The sequence below is a fragment of the Brevundimonas sp. genome (assembly GCF_024711105.1).
GTDB lineage: Bacteria > Pseudomonadota > Alphaproteobacteria > Caulobacterales > Caulobacteraceae > Brevundimonas.
This window is the reverse complement of the sequence record NZ_JANJTL010000028.1, coordinates 1-5,068: the sequence shown is the minus strand read 5'-3', so window position 1 is coordinate 5,068 and position 5,068 is coordinate 1. Positions and strand designations below refer to the sequence as shown.

The 5,068-nt window shown below is 65.2% G+C and carries 5 protein-coding genes; 4 read left to right on the top strand and 1 reads right to left on the bottom strand.

Annotation, left to right across the window (positions count from 1 at the left end; all coding sequences use genetic code 11):
- Positions 1–518 precede the first annotated feature (518 nt).
- Entirely contained in the window at positions 519–1,109 is a 591-nt protein-coding gene (locus Q0M60_RS01790; protein WP_296815175.1) for a hypothetical protein, read from the bottom strand.
- Between the two features lie 616 nt (positions 1,110–1,725).
- Between Q0M60_RS01790 and rpsL the strand changes: the two genes are divergently transcribed.
- The 4 genes from rpsL to Q0M60_RS01770 all read left to right on the top strand — a co-directional run.
- Positions 1,726–2,100 carry a 30S ribosomal protein S12 gene (gene rpsL / locus Q0M60_RS01785; RefSeq protein WP_296815173.1) on the top strand — a complete coding sequence of 125 codons (375 nt, stop codon included), beginning with the start codon at positions 1,726–1,728 and terminating at the stop codon, positions 2,098–2,100.
- 42 nt (positions 2,101–2,142) lie between these two features.
- On the top strand, positions 2,143–2,616 hold the full coding sequence (gene rpsG / locus Q0M60_RS01780) for a 30S ribosomal protein S7 (RefSeq protein ID WP_296815170.1): 474 nt from the start codon (positions 2,143–2,145) through the stop codon (positions 2,614–2,616).
- Positions 2,617–2,733: 117 nt separating this feature from the next.
- A complete protein-coding gene (gene fusA / locus Q0M60_RS01775) occupies positions 2,734–4,812 on the top strand; it encodes an elongation factor G (RefSeq protein ID WP_296815167.1) in 2,079 nt (692 codons plus the stop codon).
- 47 nt (positions 4,813–4,859) lie between these two features.
- Positions 4,860–5,068, top strand: a 209-nt coding sequence (locus Q0M60_RS01770; RefSeq protein WP_295214772.1) for a GTP-binding protein, incomplete at its 3' end; no start/stop codon positions are given.

Here is a 5,068-nt window from a genome sequence, read left to right as displayed (position 1 = left end):
TGCGCCCCGCCGACCGCATCGTCGTGCTGTCGCGGGGCCGGATGGTCGAGGATGGCACGCACGCCGAGCTCATGGCCGCGCGCGGCGGCTACAGCGTCATGTTCGACAAACAGGCCGAGTTCTATCGGCGCGGATAGGGGGGGGCGACCACCTTCCGGTCGGCTCCGCGCGCGCGCTGGCCCTTGGCGCGGCCCCCGCGCCGCCGCGACGGCGGCCTCGGTGAACTCGGTGAATCCGGCTCCGATTTGGGTGAGTTTCGGTGGAAAAAGCGAAGGTGAAGTCGGTGAAGGCGGGGCCTCCGCCGGGGAGGGTGGCAGCCCCGCCGCCGACCCTTCGACGGTTGGTTGCAAGACCCAAGTGCGGCCGTTCTGGATGTCCGCTATGGGTGGAAAGCGGACTCTGCCGCGACCCACGGCGGTGAGGTTGGCGACGCACCTCAACCTCTGGAACTTCAAGCGTCATGCTCGTGGGGGTATGGCTGTAGCCGACGGCGCCGTCGGAGTTGGAACTAGAGAGCACTATGTAAGCTGGGACCAAAGGTAGAAGCCGCCGAGCGCGGCGAAGATGAGGATCGGGAGAACCAGCTGTTTCAGTAGGTCCTTCGTCCTGGCGTGCGGGTCCCGTGTTATGGGCGGAAAGTGCTGGGCCACGTAAGCCTCGACATCCCCGGCTAGTTTCGCCGGAGAGCCGCGCCGATCGACATGTATGTCATCGAGCGAGGCGCCCGCCCCCCAGCTGTCTTCCGGAGGCAGCAGTTCATCCTCAATCAACAGCCAAGCCCGATAACGTCGTCCCATGACCTGGTGTATGAGGGTGACCGTCTCGGCGGACAGTGAGCCTTTTCCGCCAAAGGCCAACAAGGTGTCCCCGGCCTCGGCCACGCCCGTCGGCAGTTCGGCTGGGTCGATCTCTGCCAGCGGCTGGACACCGTAATTGAAGCCGCTCGGCTCACCATCGACAGTCACCGGCACCCAGCCCGCTACGTTCTGGTCGAGAGCGAAATCCGCTGGGAAGGCCACGGCTACGCCAGTTTCCGCAATGTCGGCGGTCAACTGGGCCGCCGTGGGCAGGTCGGCCTTGCGAACGATCAAGGCGCTGTCGATGCTCATCAGATGGTCTCCATTAGGTCAGGTTGTCGTCCAAAAGAGTGCGGGAGCCTTAAATCCGCATTTTGGGGCAGGGCATGGGGTCCCTTATATCGAGCAGCGAGCGGTCCACTACACGTCTGTTAAGGGTCGAAAGCGGACTCTCGGACTGTCCGCTTTGGGGCCGGGTGAGCTCCCCCTTCTTGTCATCCCGGAAGCCGCGCAGCGGTTGTCCGGGACAAGCGCGCCGCTCCGACCCTTGTCCCGGCTCTACGCTGCGCTTCGACCGGGATGACGATCGGGAAGGTCTGATCCGTGGCTCAAGGGACGCAAACAGCTGACCCCGACCCGGCCCCTTTCGACCCGAACCCCGGCCTCGCTTGACCTTGCGCCCCCTTCCGCGTAGAAGCCGCGCACCTTCGAGGCGGGTGACTCGTCACCCTTCGAGATCGTGACAATCGAGCGTACGGGCTGTGCCCGCCGGAACGTCCAGAGCGCGCGTTCCGGCTTTTGCGTTTGAGGTCCCGGTCTTCGTCTCGGAATAACCCGGGCGGCCCCTTCGGGCCGTTCAAAAAGAAGGCTCACGAGGCGCTCCGGCCGAAAGGCACACGCCTCCCCAGGTAGAAGAGACGAAGTTCGAATGCCTACGATCAACCAGCTGATCCGCAAGCCGCGCCAGCCCAAGCCCGTCCGCAACAAGGTTCCCGCCCTGGAGGGTTGCCCCCAGAAGCGCGGCGTCTGCACCCGCGTCTATACGACGACCCCGAAGAAGCCGAACTCGGCGCTGCGTAAGGTCGCCAAGGTCCGCCTCGCCAAGTCCGGCGTGGAAGCGGTGTGCTACATCCCCGGCGAAGGCCACAACCTTCAGGAGCACTCCGTGGTCCTGATCCGCGGCGGCCGCGTGAAGGACCTTCCGGGCGTTCGCTACCACATCCTGCGCGGCGTGCTCGACACGCAAGGCGTCAAGGACCGCCGTCAGCGCCGTTCGCTCTACGGCGCCAAGCGTCCGAAGTAAGCCCAGCGCCCCTCAGCAGATATTCAAGACAGGTAGTCACCCATGTCCCGTCGTCGCCGCGCAGAGAAGCGTGAAGTCCTTCCGGATCCGAAGTTCGGAGATCTCGTCGTCACCAAGTTCATGAACTACGTGATGTACGAGGGCAAAAAGGCCGTGGCCGAAAACATCGTCTACGGCGCCTTCGACATCCTGGAAGCCAAGCGCCGCGAGTCGAACGCGCTCGAGACCTTCCACACCGCGCTGGAAAACGTCTCGCCGGCCGTCGAGGTCCGCTCCCGCCGGGTCGGCGGCGCGACCTACCAGGTGCCCGTCGAGGTCCGTCCGGACCGCCGCCGCGCCCTGGCCATCCGCTGGCTGATCAACGCCGCGCGCAACCGCGGTGAGAACACCATGACCGTGATGCTCGCGGGCGAGCTTCTGGACGCCGCCAACAACCGCGGCGCCGCGGTCAAGAAACGCGAGGACACCCACAAGATGGCCGAGGCCAACCGGGCGTTCTCTCACTACCGCTGGTAAGGGCTCCCGCCCTCCATTCGTTGCTTTCAAGGGCGGGCGGTTTGCGATAGACCGCCCGCGCGCTTTTGAAGCCCCCCGACGCCTAAGGCCTCTCCCCGGCCGCACCCGAGTTCAGCAATGCCCCGCACGCACAAGATCGAGGACTACCGCAACTTCGGCATCATGGCCCACATCGATGCCGGCAAGACGACGACGACCGAGCGGATCCTCTTCTACACCGGCAAGTCCCACAAGATCGGCGAAGTCCATGACGGCGCCGCGACCATGGACTGGATGACCCAGGAGCAGGAGCGGGGCATCACGATCACCTCGGCCGCGACCACCGCCATCTGGAACGGCAAGCGCCTGAACATCATCGACACGCCTGGCCACGTGGACTTCACCATCGAGGTCGAACGTTCGCTGCGCGTGCTGGACGGCGCGGTGGCCGTGCTGGACGGCAACCAGGGCGTGGAGCCCCAGACCGAAACCGTCTGGCGCCAGGCCGACAAGTACAACGTTCCGCGGATCGTCTTCGTCAATAAGATGGACAAGATCGGCGCCGACTTCGACATGTGCCTGCGCACGATCCGTGAGCGCCTGGGCGTCAAGGCCGTGCCGATCCAGTTCCCGATCGGCGCCGAGTCCTCGCTGAAGGGCCTGGTCGACCTCGTCCGCATGAAGGGCGTGGTCTGGGACGACGACGCATTGGGCGCCAAGTACCGCGACATCGAGATTCCGGAAGAGCTCAAGGCCAAGGCCGAGGAGCTGCGCAACTACCTGGTCGAGAACGCCGTCGAAATGGACGACGAGGCCATGGAAGCCTACCTCGGCGGCGAGGAGCCGTCGGAAGAGGTGCTGAAGCGCTGCATCCGCAAGGCCGTGCTCGACGGCGCCTGGTATCCGATCCTCTGCGGCTCGGCCTTCAAGAACAAGGGCGTGCAGCCCCTGCTCGACGCCGTCGTCGACTATCTGCCGAGCCCGCTCGACATCCCGCCGCCCAAGGGCATCGACTTCAAGACCGACGCCGAGGTGGTTCGCCACGCTTCGGATGACGAGCCGCTGTCGGTCCTGGCCTTCAAGATCATGGACGACCCGTTCGTCGGTTCGCTGACCTTCTGCCGCATCTACTCGGGCAAGCTCGAGACCGGCATGGGCCTGTTGAACTCGACCCGCGACAAGAAGGAACGCGTCGGCCGCATGCTGCTGATGCACGCCAACGACCGCGAAGACATCAAGGAAGCCTACGCCGGCGACATCGTCGCCCTGGCCGGGCTGAAGGACACCCGCACGGGCGACACCCTGTGCGATCCGATCAAGTCGCCGGTCATCCTGGAGCGCATGGAATTCCCCGCCCCGGTCATCGAGATCGCGGTCGAGCCGAAGTCCAAGGCGGACCAGGAGAAGCTGGGCGTGGCCCTGGCCAAGCTGGCGTCGGAGGACCCGTCCTTCACCGTCTCGACGGACCACGAGTCCGGCCAGACCATCCTCAAGGGGATGGGCGAGCTGCACCTCGACATCAAGATCGACATCCTGAAGCGCACCTACAAGGTTGAGGCCAACATCGGCGCGCCGCAGGTGGCCTACCGCGAGAGCCTCGGTAAGCCGGCCGAGATCGACTACACCCACAAGAAGCAGACCGGCGGCACGGGCCAGTTCGCCCGCGTGAAGCTGAAGTTCGAGCCGGGCGAGCCGGGTTCGGGCTTCATCTTCGAAAGCTCCATCGTCGGCGGCGCGGTGCCCAAGGAGTACATCCCGGGCGTCCAGAAGGGCCTGGAGTCGGCCAAGGACAACGGCCTGCTCGCCGGCTTCCCGGTCATCGACTTCAAGGCCACGCTGATCGACGGCGCCTTCCACGACGTCGACTCCTCGGTGCTGGCCTTCGAAATCGCCTCGCGCGCGGCCTTCAAGGAGCTGCGCACGCAGGGCGCGCCCAAGCTGCTCGAGCCGATCATGGCCGTCGAGGTCGTGACCCCGGAAGAGTATCTGGGCTCGGTCATCGGCGACCTGAACAGCCGCCGGGGCATGATCCAGGGCCAGGACGTCCGCGGCAACGCGACCGTCGTGAACGCCTTCGTGCCGCTGGCCAACATGTTCGGCTACGTGAACAACCTGCGCGGCATGTCGCAAGGCCGCGCCCAGTTCACCATGCAGTACAGCCACTACGAGCCCGTGCCGCAGCACGTCGCCGACGAAGTCATCAAGAAGTACGCCTAACAACCACCCCCAACTGAGGACCCCTTTTGGGGGACGGAGAGAAGAGAATGGCCAAGGAAAAGTTCGAACGCACCAAGCCGCACTGCAACATCGGCACGATCGGTCACGTTGACCATGGCAAGACGACGCTGACGGCGGCGATCACGATGACGCTGGCCAAGGCCGGCGGCGCCAAGGCGATGAACTATGCGGACATCGACGCCGCGCCGGAAGAGAAGGCGCGCGGCATCACGATCAACACGGCGCACGTGGAATA

What these genes read in the sequence shown, in the direction of transcription:
- Q0M60_RS01790 (WP_296815175.1), bottom strand. Translation starts at nt 1,109, where the DNA reads ATGAGCATCGACAGCGCCTTGATCGTTCGCAAGGCCGACCTGCCCACG.
- rpsL (WP_296815173.1), top strand. Translation starts at nt 1,726, where the DNA reads ATGCCTACGATCAACCAGCTGATCCGCAAGCCGCGCCAGCCCAAGCCC.
- rpsG (WP_296815170.1), top strand. Translation starts at nt 2,143, where the DNA reads ATGTCCCGTCGTCGCCGCGCAGAGAAGCGTGAAGTCCTTCCGGATCCG.
- fusA (WP_296815167.1), top strand. Translation starts at nt 2,734, where the DNA reads ATGCCCCGCACGCACAAGATCGAGGACTACCGCAACTTCGGCATCATG.